General features: G+C 41.2%; 17 protein-coding genes and 1 pseudogene. 5 read left to right on the top strand and 13 right to left on the bottom strand.

Features of this window, described 5'->3' with window-relative positions; all coding sequences use genetic code 11:
* Positions 1-203 precede the first annotated feature (203 nt).
* From NLX73_RS16060 to NLX73_RS16050, 3 genes are all read right to left on the bottom strand, one after another.
* Positions 204-716, bottom strand: coding sequence for a GNAT family N-acetyltransferase (locus NLX73_RS16060; protein ID WP_103048882.1), 513 nt, complete (start codon positions 714-716; stop codon positions 204-206).
* Positions 717-852: 136 nt separating this feature from the next.
* Positions 853-2,037, bottom strand: a complete 1,185-nt coding sequence (locus NLX73_RS16055) for an MFS transporter (protein ID WP_254326684.1) — start codon at positions 2,035-2,037, stop codon at positions 853-855.
* Between the two features lie 186 nt (positions 2,038-2,223).
* Complete coding sequence (locus NLX73_RS16050) at positions 2,224-2,988, bottom strand: MBL fold metallo-hydrolase (RefSeq protein ID WP_254326683.1); 765 nt, start codon at positions 2,986-2,988, stop codon at positions 2,224-2,226.
* A 142-nt stretch (positions 2,989-3,130) separates the two neighbouring features.
* On the opposite strand from NLX73_RS16050, the gene NLX73_RS16045 reads away from it, so the two are divergent.
* From NLX73_RS16045 to NLX73_RS16035, 3 genes are all read left to right on the top strand, one after another.
* Positions 3,131-3,544 carry an Lrp/AsnC family transcriptional regulator gene (locus NLX73_RS16045; protein ID WP_081112447.1) on the top strand — a complete coding sequence of 138 codons (414 nt, stop codon included), beginning with the start codon at positions 3,131-3,133 and terminating at the stop codon, positions 3,542-3,544.
* A gap of 275 nt (positions 3,545-3,819) precedes the next feature.
* On the top strand, positions 3,820-4,197 hold the full coding sequence (locus tag NLX73_RS16040; protein ID WP_254326682.1) for a DUF4158 domain-containing protein: 378 nt from the start codon (positions 3,820-3,822) through the stop codon (positions 4,195-4,197).
* 26 nt (positions 4,198-4,223) lie between these two features.
* Positions 4,224-4,394, top strand: a complete 171-nt coding sequence (locus NLX73_RS16035) for a type 1 periplasmic-binding domain-containing protein (protein WP_196765450.1) — start codon at positions 4,224-4,226, stop codon at positions 4,392-4,394.
* Positions 4,395-4,557: 163 nt separating this feature from the next.
* Here the strand turns inward: NLX73_RS16035 and NLX73_RS16030 are convergent, their stop codons facing one another.
* The 3 genes from NLX73_RS16030 to NLX73_RS16020 form a co-directional block, all read right to left on the bottom strand.
* Positions 4,558-4,884 (bottom strand): thioredoxin family protein, encoded by a 327-nt coding sequence (locus NLX73_RS16030; RefSeq protein WP_254326681.1) that lies wholly within the window; start codon positions 4,882-4,884, stop codon positions 4,558-4,560.
* Positions 4,885-5,430: 546 nt separating this feature from the next.
* Entirely contained in the window at positions 5,431-6,270 is an 840-nt protein-coding gene (locus tag NLX73_RS16025; protein WP_029518183.1) for an enoyl-CoA hydratase/isomerase family protein, read from the bottom strand.
* 28 nt (positions 6,271-6,298) lie between these two features.
* Positions 6,299-7,525 (bottom strand): M20 metallopeptidase family protein, encoded by a 1,227-nt coding sequence (locus tag NLX73_RS16020; RefSeq protein ID WP_254326680.1) that lies wholly within the window; start codon positions 7,523-7,525, stop codon positions 6,299-6,301.
* A gap of 224 nt (positions 7,526-7,749) precedes the next feature.
* Here NLX73_RS16020 and NLX73_RS16015 point away from each other — a divergent pair, with 224 nt between their 5' ends.
* Positions 7,750-9,063: a transcriptional regulator gene (locus NLX73_RS16015; protein ID WP_254326679.1), complete on the top strand. Its 1,314-nt coding sequence runs from the start codon at positions 7,750-7,752 to the stop codon at positions 9,061-9,063.
* Between the two features lie 172 nt (positions 9,064-9,235).
* Here NLX73_RS16015 and NLX73_RS16010 read toward each other — a convergent pair whose 3' ends face one another.
* The 6 genes and pseudogenes from NLX73_RS16010 to NLX73_RS15985 form a co-directional block, all read right to left on the bottom strand.
* On the bottom strand, positions 9,236-9,715 hold the full coding sequence (locus tag NLX73_RS16010; protein WP_254326678.1) for a DinB family protein: 480 nt from the start codon (positions 9,713-9,715) through the stop codon (positions 9,236-9,238).
* Between the two features lie 178 nt (positions 9,716-9,893).
* On the bottom strand, positions 9,894-10,271 hold the full coding sequence (locus NLX73_RS16005; protein WP_254326677.1) for a type II toxin-antitoxin system death-on-curing family toxin: 378 nt from the start codon (positions 10,269-10,271) through the stop codon (positions 9,894-9,896).
* Positions 10,268-10,441: a DUF2281 domain-containing protein gene (locus tag NLX73_RS16000; RefSeq protein WP_080658656.1), complete on the bottom strand. Its 174-nt coding sequence runs from the start codon at positions 10,439-10,441 to the stop codon at positions 10,268-10,270. The genes NLX73_RS16005 and NLX73_RS16000 overlap by 4 nt, the downstream gene beginning before the upstream one ends.
* Positions 10,442-10,650: 209 nt before the next feature.
* Entirely contained in the window at positions 10,651-11,031 is a 381-nt protein-coding gene (locus tag NLX73_RS15995) for a hypothetical protein (RefSeq protein WP_254326676.1), read from the bottom strand.
* A pseudogene (locus NLX73_RS15990) lies at positions 11,021-12,104 on the bottom strand (IS3 family transposase). Before NLX73_RS15990 ends, NLX73_RS15995 begins: the two are co-directional and overlap by 11 nt.
* A 256-nt stretch (positions 12,105-12,360) precedes the next feature.
* Positions 12,361-13,239, bottom strand: a complete 879-nt coding sequence (locus NLX73_RS15985; protein ID WP_254326675.1) for a hypothetical protein — start codon at positions 13,237-13,239, stop codon at positions 12,361-12,363.
* 121 nt (positions 13,240-13,360) lie between these two features.
* On the opposite strand from NLX73_RS15985, the gene NLX73_RS15980 reads away from it, so the two are divergent.
* Positions 13,361-14,302 (top strand): zinc-binding dehydrogenase, encoded by a 942-nt coding sequence (locus tag NLX73_RS15980; protein WP_254326674.1) that lies wholly within the window; start codon positions 13,361-13,363, stop codon positions 14,300-14,302.
* Between the two features lie 956 nt (positions 14,303-15,258).
* On the opposite strand, the gene NLX73_RS15975 is transcribed toward NLX73_RS15980, so the two are convergent.
* Positions 15,259-16,047 carry a TrmH family RNA methyltransferase gene (locus NLX73_RS15975; protein ID WP_254326673.1) on the bottom strand — a complete coding sequence of 263 codons (789 nt, stop codon included), beginning with the start codon at positions 16,045-16,047 and terminating at the stop codon, positions 15,259-15,261.
* Positions 16,048-16,082: the final 35 nt, after the last annotated feature.

Here is a 16,082-nt window from a genome sequence, read left to right as displayed (position 1 = left end):
GCAGCCTAGTCTTAGTTGGAGATTGAACTATCGTTTCCCGTTAGTTTAATGATCCGACTTTTTTCTTCATCATGACATCAAGAAAATATAGTAAAGTGTGCATATTAGCTTTTACCCCAATATGCACACGCCATCAACATATTTACAGTTAGATACCGTTCTTTTGATAATTTTTCTTGCTACCCGTCCGTGTTATTCTCAGTCTATCTTAGCTTTTTAAAATAATCGAATAACGCATGAATTTCTTTATAGGATACATCCCCATTTATTGACATCGTTTCGAAAGTTACGCCTTCATAATTTGAAAACAAGTAATCCTGAGACTCAAAACCTAAGAGTTGATAAAAACTTTTCCTTTTAATTCTTTGATTATTATTAAGAAATTTAGGGTTAACTTCTTCAATATTCAGGCAAATCCGATAGTTAGAGTATTTATTTATTATCTCATTAACAACTGCTTTCCCGTACCCTTTATTTTGATATGCTTTACTAATTGCCAAATACAATATGTAAAGCATATCGTTTTTTACGATTAGATAATTCATTCCTACCAGCGTGTAATCATCATATATTCCATAAAACAAATGGTCGGTATCATTGCTTATCTCTACCAATTTATTATATGGGACCATCTCTTCTTTAGGAAACGAATCATCATAGATTTTTTTTATCTCATCAATATTCTCGTTATTAACTCTTTTTAATACTACAGTCATAAATTTCTCCTCGCTCTATTTTTTAAGAAGATTTCGTACTTATGCCAATCGCTTTGATATGAAAAAATAATTATACAGATGTCTATCTCTTACAGGTCACAGTTCAAATTCTCAGGATCCTCTCTTTAAGTGCTCTTTAGTTTACCACTTGATTTTGAATTTTACCTTCTTTCTTTCCATACAACATGTAATATAGAAAAAGTGTAGCTAATACAATTAATCCGAGTATTACATACAAACCACTATATCCTGTAGCTGGAATTATCAAACCGATAATCGATGGGCCAAATCCGTTCCCTAGATCATAGAATATAAAGAACGTCGCAGTTGCTAAGCCAACTCGGTGAGGTTCGGCTAAATTGATGGCTATGGCTTGAGTTATGGAAGAAATATTACCAAATCCCAGAGCAACTAATGCTCCTACCAATAACAATGTAAAGCTACTGTTAACTGAGCTTAAAAGAAGCATCCCTACTCCATATATAATAAGAGCCGGATATATGATAATGTTAGCACCTTTTTTGTCCATTATTCGTCCTGTAAAAGGTCGTGATATTAAGACAAAAACAGTATATACCATAAAGAAGAAACTTGCTGTGTCTATTAACCCTAACTCCAAAGCATAAATATTTAAATATGAAACTATGCCGGAAAAACAAAAAGTCATGAAAAAAATAATAATTGCTATCGGCATTACTTTTGGCTCAACAAAGTCAGAGATTTTTATTCCCTTTTTATTGTTCTTCTCAGTCTTGTACGTTGCGGGAAACTTAAGAAAAAATGCGATTACTAAGCTAAAAATTCCAAGCAATAGACTTAAAGAAAAAATCATTTCAAAGTTTGAGTTTTGACTCAAAACTAAACCAATAAATGGACCGATTCCTGTGGCCAAGGCCGTACTAATTGCAAAATAACTTATCCCTTCACCTTTTCGTGGTGCAGGAAGGCTAAATACAACAATCGTACTCACAATTGTAGATATAATACCCACTGTGATACCGTTTAAAAGCCGATTTAATATGAGAAAGTTAACATTAAGATGAACGAAATAAAGTAATGTTGTTAAAATTAATAAAAACAAGCTGGTCATCAAGATTTTTTTGGAATGTATAAGACGTCCTGTAAACAAACGCCCTAATAATGAACCGATAATAAAAATACCTGCGACGATGCCAGCTTGGCCGGTTGATGCATCAAATTCATTAATTGCATAAAGAGTGATTGTCGCGTTTAATAAAAAGAAAATTAATGTCATAATGAAATTGACAGACGAAAGAATAATAAAGTTTTTCGTCCACAGTTTAGGATTCGTTTGGTTCACAGCATATTCTCCTGTCTGTAGATTTTGGTAAATACTTGATATGCAAGTGAGCTAATATTCTGCATTAAAGGAATAAATAAATTGTTATAAAAATTCATAATAAAATGAGACCCATATGAAGGTCTCATTTTATTTGAACAACACAATCTCCAATGCGACTCATATTCCAACCTTTCGCAGTGCACATTAAAAAGTGTACGATTCGCCGTCTTCGGGAACTAATAAATTAGAGGTAAATCCCTTTTCTTCTCCAAAGCTTTTTAGTTCTTTTCTAGATAATGTCCAATGATTAACTGCTTCCATATGGACTGAGATAATTTTGGCGTTAGGAGCCGCCTTATGCACCTCGTAAACATCTTCTTTGCCCATTATAAGTGAGCCCAAATCATGCAAACTATTATTTCCAGCGTTCAACACGATAATCTCAGGAGTGTGGGAAATGATTTCTTTTTCGACACCTTCATACCATACTGTATCTCCGGCTAGGTATAACGTCTTCTCGTTGGCATGTTTGAAGACAACACCACATACCTGACCCATCATTTTTAATAAATCTTTCCCTCTGCCGTGCTCGCCTTTTGTTTTAATTAACTGAATACCTTCAAAAAGCGTATCTTCAGCAAGTACTTCTACTTGTTGAAAACCGTCACTTTCAACTTGTTTAGCATCTTCTTCGTTTTGTACAAAAACTTTAGTGCCTTTTGGAAGCACTGTTTTTGCTATATCATCGTAGTGATCTAGATGCAAATGAGTTAGAATAACAGCATCGACATCCTTAATGATGTCGTAAACGGACATTGGCAAATCAATTATAGGATTTCTCAAATCCTCTCTGATCCCCGCCGGGAATGGATCATACAGACCTTTGTCCGCAAGTAATGGATCGACTAGGAACTTTTTACCTGCATAGTGAACAATGATTGTTGCATTTCGAACTTGTTGAATGTGCATATTTATATATAATTCTCCTTCTGTTTTTTTAATTTTGTTTCTTGACAATGATAAGTTTATACTAGATGTAACCTTCAAATACACAGATTAAATAAAGTGTATTGGTCTTTTTACTTTATTTTTTAAAGGAGATGCGTTTGATTTGGATCAAACAGATAAACGAATTATTGAAGAGCTGAGTCAAAATAGTCGAATTACCATGAAAGAATTAGGGGAAAGAGTGCACCTAACTGGACCTGCAGCAGCAGCCCGGGTAGAAAAACTTGAGGATACTGGAGTTATAGAGGGATACAGCATTAAAGTTAATCACGCAAAATTAGGATGTTTTACGTATGCATTTCTAAATATCTATATTAAAGATACACACCATCAACCATTTCTTTCATTCATTCATTCTAAAGAGGATCACATCCTAAATAATTACAAAATAAGCGGTGATGGATGCTATCTGCTTGAATGTAGGTTTCCAAGTAATGAAGCGTTAAACCAATTTTTATTAGAGTTAAACAATTACGCTAACTACAAATTATCCATTGTAATCGAGAAAACCTTGTAAAAAAGAACGTACAAAGAAACTTTTATTTCTGAGAAACGAACCCATCAGAAAAAGATCCACCCTTAAAAAGAGTATATTAAGAAGGTTTTTAAACTAACCTGCCCGTTAGCCTAGTCCCCATGAATAAATAAAAGTTCCGAATTATTTATTTTTGTATATGGAACTTCGAGTTATTTGAGACACATATTGTCTAACATATACAGCTTGGATATACTTATTTCAAGCGCTAAGTTCCGTTACTCACAGTAATAGGAACTTTATTCGGAAGGGATTACATGAAGCGAAATTGGGAACTGGACGAGCTGATTGAGCATTTTACCTTTCTCCCGAACGAAATGCAGCAAATGGGGAATAAGAGCAGTGAGACGAGGATCGGTTTCGCGGTCATGTTTAAGTTCTTCCAATACGAGGCACGATTTCCGTTCCATAAATTTGAAGTACCTAAGACCGTCATTTCATACATCGCGAAGCAAATCGAAGTGCCGGCAGAACTGTATGCACAATACGATTGGAACGGTCGGATGATCAAATATCACCCGCTCAAATCCGAGAATTTTTTGGCTTTCGAGAAAATACCGTTCAAGATTCACAAGAGATGCCGGAATGGCTATGCCAGCATGTCCTGCATCGTAGCCAGGAGTGGGAACATATAAAGGAATCGGTTTACGGACGAGGCATTATGGGGTTTAATAATTCCGCACTCGCTCCTTTGCTGGATCTGACAACGATTAACTATCCTGTTGACTTTCAGGCCGACAATGCCTTTATTATTATTCATAATAAGCTTAACCAGACGAAAAACGCACTAAATTCACTAGAGTTTACTTTGGTGGAACGAAAATCAACATAAAAGAACATATAACGCATGTTTTGTTGTTAGAAAAACCACCTTTTACTTGGTAAAGGTGGTTTTTCTAACAACAGAATTGGCCATTACTTGAAATACACCTTCAATAAAACGCCTAAGAAAGGACATAATACTGAAGGTGTGCCTTTTGTTTTTAATCGAAGATTTAAACTGCATCTGACAATAACTGTAATTGTTTTTTCAATTGTTCAAATTGAACAAAACGACCTTCGCGTAGATATTCTCTCCCATCAAGAAAAACCAAGATCGTCGGCACAGAAAAAATTAAAAACCTTCCTGTGATCTCCTCCACTTGACTAGCATCAACATGAGCAAGTGCCAATTTAGGGTATAGATTAAGCATTGTTTTGAGCTTAGGGTAAATGGCATGGCATACATTACAATCATCTTGAGATACGTATAACATACTCAAAGGATTACTTCCGATGAAGGATTCTATTTCTTGTATTGAGGTTAAGTCCACTAAACGCACGCTCAAATTTCTCCTCTCTTAAAATGACTCATTGTTTAAATCCTTTTTCCATACGAAAAATATTTACAAAAGTAGAAGTTTTTCCCTCATTATTGTGTGTATCGTTCTAGAAATCTGGCTACGATTTGATCAGCTGATTGAGAATTGCCCCTTCCAAAATGTCCTCCCTGTTAATCAGCCGTCTCAGTGCCCGTAAAAAATATGCCCTCCAATTGTTCCAACACAAGTTACATGAGTTTATCTTCTCCCAAAGTCTGCCGCTCCTTTACTGGTAAACCAAAAATCAACCACATATAGCTTGAATTAAACACGTTTATCTTTATTTCCTCAGAATATCTAAAGTAATTTAACGATACGGACTCATTTCAGACAATAATCTTACTTATCTTTTAAAAATTCATGCCTTTTATTTTCTTATAGAGCACAGTGTAAATGTATCCGGTAGATATATTTTTAGCTTCGCGGTATTGATCAATTTCTGTCATGAAGAACAAGTCCTTGTACTTCTCCGAGTATTCTTCGAATCGTGTAGGTCCCGCCATAGCTCTAATGAACTTCTTTGCCCATTAGACGTCCTTGCATTTTTTTCAGCCGCTCCAGAGCTCCTTCTTCATCAATGGCCATGTCGTACATTTGGTGGGCAAGCTGGAACCCTTGATCACTGACCAGGGCTTGTTTCCATGGACGGGATATAATGGAGTGGGACAGATGTCTCGTTGAACGCGGTGCCTGCATGATCATCTCCGCAAGCTCCCATGCGCGAGGAAGAAGCTTTTCCCGGGGCAGGACTTCACTAACGATGCCCAGGTCCAAGGCGGTTTGACCATTGATATTCTTGCCGGTGTATGCGTAATATGCTGCTTTCTTGAAACCGATCATGTTCTGCAGTGTGAGCAGCATTCCATCTCCGGGAGGTGTGCCTCCCAGATAATGAGGATCAAAAAAGTCCGCGTCTTCAGTACAAATGGTAATATCGCAGAGAGTTGCGAGTTCACAGTGCGTTCCCGGCCCGTTGATCGCCCCGATGGTGGGGATGTCAATGCAGAATATCAAATTTTCAAGCAGTCTCAGCGATTCATGATACTGTTCGAGCTTCTTTTGCTTCGGCCAGTCCATAAATTTTGTATTCCAGACCTCAGGGTCCCCTATTACCCATTTATCCCCTGTTCCTGAAATAATCATTACCTCGTTCTCAGGGTCGCGGCCAATATCTGACCATGCATGGGACCATGCCGTATGGGCTTCCCAAGAATGCTTGTACGGTCCTCCGTCGGTATGCAACCGTACTTCGATGATTCCGTCACGGCGGGTCATTAATAGAAATTCCTTGTATTTCTCCGAGTACTCTTCAAATTTGGTTGGTCCAATCATACGTCTCTCTGTCATTTCAATTCCTCCTGGTTTTGTTGAGATATTATCTATTACTTTCAAGCCAATCTCTGGCGAAAGCAGCGTAAGCCGCAGCCCCTTTGTACAGCACCTCATCCGAGAACATCGTCTTTGGATGGTGCACAGGGTAACCATAGCCTTTCTCGGTATTGCCTGCGTTAAGAAATACTGAGGTACTTGGCACCGCTTGTGAGACAAATGCGAAGTCTTCCGATCCCATTAATTTCCCGCCGGGTATCAATTGGGTTATACCGATTAAGGAACTGGCGCCAAAAGTGTTTGCAATCGTAGTTCTCATTTGACGGTTAAGCCCGCTGTCCGTTTTCACCTCAGGACATCCCCTGGTATAGATCACATCCACCTTTGCCTGAAAAGTTTCTCCGATACCTGCAGAAGTGTCGTGGATACGGGTTTCCATTTTGTCCCGCAATGCGGCGTTAAATGTGCGTACGCTTCCTTTCATTCTGGCCGTATCGGGAATCACGTTGTTTGTACTTCCGCCTTCCATCAAGCCAATGGTAAGGACGGCACTCTCAACTGGCGGAATTTCACGGCTGAGAATACCCTGCAGCGCCAGATGAAGATGAGCAGCCACATTTAACGGATCGACCGCGGCACTCGGCATTGCTCCATGTGCACCCCTTCCGCGGATGATGATTTCGAACCAATCAGAGGAAGCTGAGATAGCTCCACCGGCCTCAGGCACTACAAATTGCCCGATAGGAATTGGCATTCCGGTCAACACATGAAGCATCATGGCTGCATCCACCTTAGGATTGTCAAGAATCCCATTCTCAAGCATCATCTTTGCCCCGTGCAGAGTCTCTTCACCCGGCTGAAACATAAGCTTAACCGTCCCGCGAAGCTGCTCTTCGTTGGCCTTCAGGATCTCCGCAGCTCCGAGCAGCATGGAAGTATGCAAGTCATGACCGCATGCATGCATGTTTCCGTTCAACGACGCAAAAGAAAGCTCCGTTTCTTCTTGAATGGGCAGCCCATCCATATCCGCACGGATAAGAACCACCTTCCCGGCATGTTGTCCGCCGATCGTAACCATTAGACCTGACTCTCCTACGGGAGTAGGCTCAAGCCCCATCGACTCCAACACCTCTTTTACGTAGGCAGTTGTCCTCGGCAAACTTAAATCAAGTTCCGGAACCGCATGAAGATGATGCCTGTGCTTGACCAATTTGTCCTGCAGCTGATGGGCCATACTCAAAAAATCTCCAGCTTCTTCAATCACAATAAACATCTCCCAAAGCACAAATTGAATGAACGTAAGAACAGAGTAAACATTCCCCCCTTCATATTTTAAGACTTTTTAAGAACAATTTTATCGTACTTTTAAACCCATTCGCTGTCAAGAGAAAATAAGACATTTTAAGAACATTATTTTAGAGGCTGCCGGAACATTGAAATATCACATTTATTGTGATATAACTCTTTTGATTGAACTGTTTATGAAAGGAATCTATCATGAAAATCAAGCTGGGTATTATCACGCCTGAGACCCATATGGACTATTTCCGCGCCATTGAAGAAGAAATGCGGCCCTTATGTCAGTTCAGGTTTCTTACAATCAGTAACTTCCGGGAAACAACAGACATCTATCTCAAAAACTTAGATTCGGTGGATGGATTTGTGATCAGTGGCAGGATGCTTTACGAGTCAATCGATAAGGAATGCCTGGATGAAAAAGTACCTGTTCACATTTTGCAGGATGATGAAAACCTGCTTTACAGGGAACTTTTCCGGCTGCTGGTTACAGAACCTGGGCTTGATATATCCCGGATCTATGTGGATTATGCGTATATAATCAAGTCTTTCAGCGAATTCCAGCAATACCTGACTCATGAGGGAAAGCCCATTGACAGCGGTGATCTGCTCGAACGGGTGGAGACAATGCTGGAGAACCATATCACTCTATGGGAAGACAAGAAAATAGACTTGTCCATCACCGCGTTCGGCCACTTTGTTCCAGAACTCAAAAAGCACGGAGTCAGAAATATCTTAATCCGGCCCACTTTGGAAAACGTTAAAGAGACCATAAGAGAGATCATCAACGAGATTACCATCCTCAAGCTTAAGAGTCAGAGGGCAGTTGTCGCATGCTTATCGACCAAAACGGCGGATCCGCTATCTGAAGAGCAGCTTCATGAGCTAAAGGTCCTTGTCGGCAGGTTTCTGCGCAGCGTGAATCTGGCAGACACGGCCCAAATTTCGGAAGGCTTTGTCAGACTATACACCACCTACGGAAATTTCATGAAAATCACCACTAACTCGCATAACTGCACCCTGCTGGAGTATCTGGAAGAGCGCATAAGCGACAAGGTGAAGATCGGGTGGGGCTCGGGACATGAATATTTTCAAGCTAACATTAACGCCACCAAAGCTCACAGACAGGCGGAAGCCTTTACGGGCAGCTGCAGCTTTTTTATAAACGAGGATCAGAAGGTTATCGGCCCAATGCGGAGCATGAATGTCATACAGTTCTCTGAACAGGGGGACCCGGAAATCATCGCGTTAGCCAAAACTATCGGAATAAACAACATCAACTTGCAAAAAATCATGTCCTATGCAGAAATCATGAGAACAAATAAATTATCCTCTGAGGATGTTGCTGGGTGCCTGTCCATGACCGTCAGAGGTGCAAACCGTATCCTTAACAAAATTGAAGAAAGTAAATACGTACAAACGGTATTTGAAAAACGAGACAACAGTAAAGGGCGACCCAAAAAATACTACGAACTGTTGTTTCTTGACAAAGAAGGGCGCAAATTAAGCAGATGACACTCATTGTTACGTCTGCCATTTCGACTTTAAATTAATAGCAAAAAAGGCACATTTTCAAAACTGAAAACGTGCCTTTTTTTTGAGCTTGATTTACCAAGCCAAATCACTTCCTGGCCGGACGACCAGCTCTGCATATGCTGCCCCCTCATCTGCGAACAGCCTAAAAACATTATTTAACTCGAATTTGTTTCTTTAACAACATGATTTGTCCGATATGATATGCATTATGAATACTTAAATTAGAAACAACTCCCCACCAAGGAGCATTAAAATATTCTGGAAGTTGTTTTGTGAGCTTTGGTTCATCTGTTTCTTCTAAAATAACTCTCCAATTGCTAAATACATTCTCAAGTCTATTTAATGTTTCCTTCCAGCCTAAATCATTCAATTGATCTTGAGTCAAAGAAAATGTCTCATCATTGTTAATAGCATTATTTAATATAAATTCTCCTGCCTTAAAACGCTCAAGCCATGTTTCATTCCAATAAATAAGATGATTCACTATGGACCATATGGTTTGTTTATTGTCATTCTCAGTAACTGCTTCCGTTGCTGTTAGATCATCCAGTATATCCGCAAGAGGAATGAACCAACTCTTATCGTTATAACATGCAGTTAATTGATCTATTAAAATTGATTTATAGGTCATCAAATGCTCCTCATCTCTTAATCGATTTAGGGTTCTTTCGGATAACGTTCCTATACTCACGACTCAGCGAATGCCGGACCCAGGACGAAAGTCCGCAGCATGAATATTATGTTAGATGTAACGGCCTACTTTGAATTACCTTCAGTCGTTCTTACAAAAAAAGAACACCAAGCCACTTCTACACTTGATGCTCTTCTATCCATTTTTGTATGTTCTCTTCTGTGAATTCACCTTCTGCAGTCTTCAATCCCAATTCAACTAATTCTTCTTGCTCGTACTTTACAGAAATCTCATTTAAACGTAGTAAAAGCAGCATTGTTGCTACCCCTATTTGTTTATTCCCATCAATAAATCCATGATTCTTTATTAAAGCAAATGTAATGACAGATATTTTCTTTATACTTCCTTCGTAAAGTTCCTGTCCATCGAAAGTTGCTTCTGCTTTCTTTAGAGCACTTTCAATTAGTCCAAGATCTCTAACTCCATCGGAGCCACTAGTTGCCTTAATAATCTTAGTATGGAATTCAAGAATTTGTCCCAGACTAAGACTCTTCATTTAGCTAACTCCCTAAGTGCCTCAATATTTTCATTCACAATATCGTCCATGATCGACTCCATTTGCTTATTGCTACGATTCTTTAGGAATTCAACGAAATCAATCACTTCAATTTTCTTGTCATCAGGCAATGCCAAAAAGTCTTGAATAAGTTTCTCTTCAATGCTCACTATGCATACCTCCTGCACTCTTTATTCTTTATTATACACTAAAGTCTGAAGGGAACTAACATCTGCTTCCTATGTTTGTTTGGTGTTGCTGGTATTTCAGATAACATTTCTGTATTCACGACCCAGCGTATGCTGGGTGTCTGGCAGCTCCCACTCCCATAAAACCCCTCTGCCGGGCCCAGGGGCATGCCCGCCGCGTGAATATTATGTTATACGATGGGCATTTCATCACTGAATATACTCATCAAAATTTCTCGAATATATACTAGTTGAATAACTGCAATCTTGCTTGCAGGATCGAGTGATCTTAATGACAGATCGTATTCCCTACAATCAAAATACACAGAACCACTTCTCAAACTAATCTTGTATGCTTCTGGGATTTCACTTACTCCTCTTAACAGATTCAATTTCTCCTCTCTACTTCTTGGATCATCTGGATCCCATTCTGTTATTAATGGGAGAGTTCCATGCGTAACTTTATTCCTAAGATTTTTAACTTTCTTCAAATTATCAATTACATCTTTATTATAAACTTTTTGTTTTTCTAAATAGGTAATCAGATTGTTAAATGTAAATTTATCGCTCAATGAAAATGGATCTTCTATCAGTTCGATGCTGGTTGAACCAATGAACATAATCGTATAATTCCAACTCCAAATGACGAAGATTTTGAAAGTTCATCTGGTTCACGAACTCCGTTTTCATGATCTTATAGGTGGCTTCGGCCACGGCGTTGTCATACGGACACCCTTTCGCACTCAGCGATCGACCGATTTCAAACGTCTCTAAAAGCTCATCCATCTTTTGATTTTTGAACTCGCTGCCACGGTCGGTATGAAACCACTGAATCTGATGCAGATCGCCTTTCACGGTCGCAAAGACGCGAGAAATCAGTGCTGCATCCTTATTAGGGCCAGCACTATGACCGATCATTTCTCGATTGAACAGATCGATAAGCACACAAATATAGTGCCACTCGTTCTGGACTTTCACATAGGTTAGATCACTGACCACCACGCGTTTGCTTTCCGTTTGGTTGAACTTGCGGTTCAGTGTATTGGCTATAGCCGCTTCATTACAAGCGGTTTTATGGGCTTATATTGTGCCACAGTGTATGTCGAAACCAGTCCCTGCTCTTTCATGATCCGACCGATTCGACGTCTGGAAACCACGAGCCCTCGCTCGTGAAGCTTAACTTTAATCTTTCGGGTGCCATACGCTTTTCGATTTTTGTGAAAAATGTCCACAATGGCTGTGGTCACTTCGTCTTCTGGCGACTCTTCGTTGGCTTCATAGTAAAACGTACTTCTTGCGATTTGCAGGACGTCACACAATACTGATACCGAGTATTTATCCCGATTATTCTGAATGATAGCTACTTTCGTCCCATGATCAGCGCGGCTTGCTTTAAAATATCATTTTCCATTTTGAGGCGTTGAACTTCTTTGCGTAAAGTGATTAGCTCATTCTCTTCTGGCGAGCGATTGTCCTTCTCTGAGAAAGAGCCTGTCGTTTGGCCTTGTTTAATCCAGCGATCCAAAGCCGAGGCGGTGAGGTCATATTCCTCCACCAGATCCGCTCTGGACTTTCCGTTCTCATATAATAGCACCATTTGCTTCTTGAACTCTGCTGTAAAGGTACGTCGTTGTTGTTTTGGCATTGTAGAAATCCGCTCCTTAGGATAATAGGTTTATTCTACAAGCCCTCATTTTTATTGCCCAACTAAGTTTGAACTGAAGAATCGTCAGCTTTTGAAAAATAAGTTTTCGACTGAACAATTAATATAAAGCAGCGGCAGACCAAGACTTGATAAATAAAGCCTTAGAATGCCGCTGTTGTCATTCAACTAACAACCACCTATTCTGAATTATCAGCTACCAATAACTTTTCGATTCCATCCTCTTGTAAGTGTCGGATTAGACAAATGCACAATCAGCTGGACATCCCAGGTTCTCGAAAACTGTGCGCGCAGCAGAATCTACTGGCAGGAAAACCTCAATTTGTGGATATAAGCGGCCGCCTGCGGAAATCGAAACCTGTCTGTAGCGTACGGGAATAAGGTCTCCGGAGCTTTCCATTCTGGCTAGAATTGTTTGTATTTGATCAACATTTCCCCCTACATCCGGCACACTCAGATATTCGCACGCGTTATATTTCTGAACTCTATCCAGCAATTTTTGATACCACGCATCATAACGCGAGAGCATGTGCTCACTCTTAAAGGCTTGTATTCCGTTTATGATGTGCTCCTCCCACTGCTTAAACGACGCCTTGTCAAACGTGGAGCGGGACCGGATAGGAAAACCAGAATTAAAATGTAAATCGACCCTATTCATTAAACCGTCATATGAACGGTCGAGAGGGATTTCGAACAATTGATGAAACGGCTCATTTAATCCCTTGATGTCCTGAGTATGTGTTACGACCATGGCGGGAAAAGGAATACTCCTCATCGTTTGCTGAGCCCACTCTAATGCACGCTCCAACGACCGTCCATACAATTCGGTCTGAATTGGAAGAAAACCGGCTGCCAAAAGCAAATCGTTACGCTCGTTGGATGTACACTCAAGATATTCTGCAATATTTATTATCGTCTGGCGGGTCGGTATGCGGCGGGTACGTCCAACCAGCAAATTTTTATACGAAGGAAAAGCCTCGTCGTTTAGCTCTTGTTGAGTAAATCGTTTCAAGGACGGTTGAAGTTGATCGACAAGCTTTTGCTGGCGTTTTATCCGCAGGGCTTCAATTTCTCCCATTACGATTCTATGTCTGGAATTCTCCGTATCTATATCCATCTTCTCTTCCCTTCTCTTATGAAGTGTAGTTCTGCACTTGGGCCGAACCTTTATTTAAAGTATACTCCTCATTGAAATGAAGGTCATCTAATGACCATAACCAACATGGAGGAAAACCGATATGATTCGTACTATTGTTGTTGATCCGCATGCCCCGTCTCTTTTGGCCTTCAAGGAAGTTGACGCCCCGCAGCCTAAGCCATGGGAAGCGCTTGTGCAAGTGAAGGCCGTCTCACTCAACCGCGGTGAAGTGAGTGACGCTAAAAATCAGGAAATATCTAGCCGTCCTGGCTGGGATTTCGCCGGGATTGTCATCGAGCCGGCAGAGAACGGCGCAGGACCGCAAAAAGGGGCCAGGGTTGTTGGTTTGCTCCCGATGGGAGCCTGGAGCGAGCAAGTGGCTGCTCCCGTATCGTTGTTGGCCGAAATCCCAGACAAACTCACTTTTACGGAGGCGGCCACCCTCCCCGTAGCAGGGCTCACGGCTCTTTATGCACTTCGAAAAGGCGGCATGCTGCTTGGCAAACGGATTTTCATTACAGGCTCTAGCGGCGGAGTTGGGTTATTCGCCCATCAGCTTGCAGTCCAATCCGGCGCATACGTTGTAGGTACGGCAAGCACGGAAGAGAAGGCTGAGCTTGTTCGGGAGGTCGGATCCGACGAAGTGATCATTGGATATTCCGCAATTTCATCAGCCAGCAAATTTGGGCCGTACGATCTGATCATCGATTCAGTAGGCGGCAATGCACTGGCGGCGTTGCTGCCGCAGCTAGCGCCCCAAGGGATTTGCGTTGCGGTAGGATTTTCCTCTTCAAATACCGCAATGATCGATATGAAGAATATGGTGACCAGCGGAGGAAGAACCTTGTACAGCTTCTTTTTAGGTGAGGAACTCACTCGTCAATCAGCCGCGGACGATCTGAGTTTGCTGGCCCGGCTGGTCACAGATGAGCGGTTAATCCCACGAATCCAAGTGGAGGCGCCTTGGACCGAAATTGACACCGTTGCCCGTAATCTTATGGAACGGAAATTCTCGGGCAAAGCCGTGCTTCACTTAGATTGATTATATAAGTTTGCAACTATAATCCCAGGAATCTAAAAACGAATCTGAAAAAGAAACGGCAGTAGTACACCCTTACTCGTTTGAGTGGGAGTACCGCTGCCTTTCAATGAACCCGGCTATTTGACCTTTATATTTCGTATAGTAATCCATCCAGCTTTAATATCAACACAGTTATTCCTCTACCCTCAGTGGCACCGCTTTAAGAATGTTCATTTTCTCTCACTATTCTGCCAGTTGGCTTAATGAAATGCTCACCAGTCTAATACTTTATTTTCTAAGTCTAAAACTTTATTTTCCGAGTCTAGTACTTTATTTTTCAGTCTAACACTTTATTTTCTTCGGACAATATCAATTTAATATTTCTCAGAATTAATCAACAAATGAGATAAATGATGGGTACCGTTTCGCCTCAGCTTAACAATCCAATCTAAAAACAGGTTTGCTAATTATCTAAATATCCTCGAAAGCTAAAGACAAACTTTGCCTGAGTATCGACGGATGTAATCCTCCAAAAAGCAGAAAGAGATTTGAATGGGAATAGCAATTTCCCAAAAACGGGTTATCATTTCACCTACCATCTATAACGTAAAAACAGCCCCGAAATAGAAAGCTTTTCATCGGGACTGTTTAGGTTAGATATTAAATTGTCCTGTAGGTAAGAATATATATAACAAAATTTTATTGTAGCCGAGAAGAGGTTATTTTCCCTTTAGATAATGTTTGTCTTACTTCTTGTTATAAAAAATTTACTGTCCTTTTTCACCATAAAATAAGAAAACTTAGATTAATCATTAACAGATAATTTTGTATTTGGTTAGCCTTAATTCCCGGTTTTATTGGGTTTTCGGGGACATTGACTGTCTCATTTAGATGGTATAAACAGTCTCATTTAATAATATAATTAGTCTCAATTGATGTTATAAACCACACCACACACATTCACCCGTATTCTTCTCTTAGTTTCGTTGTCTCATCGCCTCAAATAATAGCACTGTAGAAGCCATCGCTGCGTTTAGTGATTCCGCTTGCCCCTGCATCGGAATGAATACCGACTCATCCACCATGCGCGCGGTAGCAGCAGAAATACCTTGGCCTTCGTTTCCGATCACAAGCCAAGTGGAAGCGCGCAAATCTATGGTATAGCATGACAAGCTCGCATCCAGCGAGGTGCTGAGCAAGCGGGCACCTTTACTTTTGGCCTGCGGTAAAAGCTCCTCCAGGCTGCCTTCAATCACTGGCAGGTGAAACAACGATCCCATCGTGGAGCGGATCGTTTTGGGATTGTACAGGTCGGCGCAGCCATGACCCAATATTACGCCTGCGGCTCCAGCAGCGTCCGCGCTGCGGATGATGGTGCCTACATTGCCGGGGTCCTGCACCCCGTCCAGCACCATCACCAGTGCATCCGGCTGCTCCAGCAATGCCGGGAATGCACTGCGCTCCTCCTTACGCACGATGGCAAAGACCGACTGCGGCGTCTTCGTATCGGTGCATTTTGCAATGACCGCCGCTGACACGGGAACCCATTCCACCGTCTGGTCTGCTTGATCTAGGCCATTCAGCTCAGCGGGAATGCCCTTGTCCAAATCATAGGCGACGGTTTCGACAGCCACGTCCGAACGCAGCGCTTCCTGCACCAGATGAATACCTTCGACAATATATTTATGCTGCCGTGTGCGATGCTTTTTCTCCAGCAGTTGCGCCCACTCTTTTACACGCGCATTATTCGGTGAAATGATTTCCATTCGTTTAACCTTCCGTTTCTTTGGTCCTTTTCTTT

This window comes from Paenibacillus sp. CH40 (genome assembly GCF_024213605.1).
In the GTDB taxonomy this organism is placed as follows: Bacteria; Bacillota; Bacilli; order Paenibacillales; family Paenibacillaceae; genus Paenibacillus; species Paenibacillus polymyxa_B.
This window is presented reverse-complemented; position numbering and strand designations above follow the sequence as displayed.

Excerpts from the sequence above, each read along its gene's own strand:
- NLX73_RS16050 (WP_254326683.1), bottom strand. The coding sequence starts at position 2,988 with ATGCACATTCAACAAGTTCGAAATGCAACAATCATTGTTCACTATGCA.
- NLX73_RS15985 (WP_254326675.1), bottom strand. The coding sequence starts at position 13,239 with ATGGATATAGATACGGAGAATTCCAGACATAGAATCGTAATGGGAGAA.
- NLX73_RS16060 (WP_103048882.1), bottom strand. The coding sequence starts at position 716 with ATGACTGTAGTATTAAAAAGAGTTAATAACGAGAATATTGATGAGATA.
- NLX73_RS15980 (WP_254326674.1), top strand. The coding sequence starts at position 13,361 with ATGATTCGTACTATTGTTGTTGATCCGCATGCCCCGTCTCTTTTGGCC.
- NLX73_RS16025 (WP_029518183.1), bottom strand. The coding sequence starts at position 6,270 with ATGACAGAGAGACGTATGATTGGACCAACCAAATTTGAAGAGTACTCG.
- NLX73_RS16020 (WP_254326680.1), bottom strand. The coding sequence starts at position 7,525 with ATGTTTATTGTGATTGAAGAAGCTGGAGATTTTTTGAGTATGGCCCAT.
- NLX73_RS16010 (WP_254326678.1), bottom strand. The coding sequence starts at position 9,715 with ATGACCTATAAATCAATTTTAATAGATCAATTAACTGCATGTTATAAC.
- NLX73_RS16015 (WP_254326679.1), top strand. The coding sequence starts at position 7,750 with ATGAAAATCAAGCTGGGTATTATCACGCCTGAGACCCATATGGACTAT.
- NLX73_RS16035 (WP_196765450.1), top strand. The coding sequence starts at position 4,224 with ATGGGGTTTAATAATTCCGCACTCGCTCCTTTGCTGGATCTGACAACG.
- NLX73_RS16005 (WP_254326677.1), bottom strand. The coding sequence starts at position 10,271 with ATGAAGAGTCTTAGTCTGGGACAAATTCTTGAATTCCATACTAAGATT.
- NLX73_RS15975 (WP_254326673.1), bottom strand. The coding sequence starts at position 16,047 with ATGGAAATCATTTCACCGAATAATGCGCGTGTAAAAGAGTGGGCGCAA.
- NLX73_RS16040 (WP_254326682.1), top strand. The coding sequence starts at position 3,820 with ATGAAGCGAAATTGGGAACTGGACGAGCTGATTGAGCATTTTACCTTT.